The following is an 839-nucleotide window of genomic DNA, read 5'->3' as shown; positions in this document are numbered from 1 at the left end:
CTGGAAACTTACTGGGACCTGCTGCCGGCGCAATTTCCGCGCACGATTGATGGGCTTGCCAACGGCGATACCGAGGCTGATGTCTTTGTAAACCCGGTCAATGTTATTACCAATCTCACCCTGCCACTGCCCGGCGACTATACCTTAACGCCGGTGGCGACTCTGGCCAGCAATAACTACACCCTGTCGCTGGTGGACGGTAACTTGAGCTTGCTCAGCTCCCACCCGGGCGGCGGCTACAATGACGGCTTAACCAGTACCCAGTTCCCGGCTCGCGAGTCCTTGGGCCGCGCCAATCGCGCCAACATTTTCGAGGGTCGCGACCTGCTCGACGGAGCGCTGGATACAATCGAGTTGGGCGTTGTGCAAGGCGGCACCCGCCTAAGCGCAGAGCAGCTGGCCGAGATTGGCCTGCCCATGCCGCGTGCGGTGCTGTTCCCCATTAACAGCTCTGACATTGCCGATGAGTATGTAGAAATGCTCGAACGCTTTGTGCAAAAGCTGGAAGACTACCCCGAGCTGACTCTGTTGATTGAAGGCCACACCTCCAACACCGGGCCTTTGTCGCTCAACCAGCGCCTGGCTCGCCAGCGCGCTATGGCGGTGTACAACCTGCTGACCGACTTGGGCATTGACCCGGGGCGTCTGGGCACCAAAGGTTACGACTGGCAGCGCCCCATTGCCGACAACAATACCCTGGAAGGTCGCGCCTTAAACCGCCGCGCGGAAATCACCCCAGACAAACCGCGTGATGACGCTTCTGCCGGCGAGGGCCAATAAGATGACCCGTACACACACACTTGCGCCTCACACTCTTATACAACGGACTCTAAAGACCA

General features: G+C 59.1%; 1 protein-coding gene. It reads left to right on the top strand.

The window, feature by feature from the left end:
- Window positions 1-780: OmpA family protein (locus Q4563_RS15500; RefSeq protein ID WP_303605092.1), on the top strand; the 780-nt coding region annotated here is incomplete at its 5' end.
- Between the last annotated feature and the right edge of the window lie 59 nt (window positions 781-839).

It is taken from the genome of Gilvimarinus sp. 1_MG-2023, from assembly GCF_030548285.1.
The sequence above is the reverse complement of the archived record's forward strand: the minus strand, read 5'-3'. Positions and strand labels throughout refer to the sequence as shown.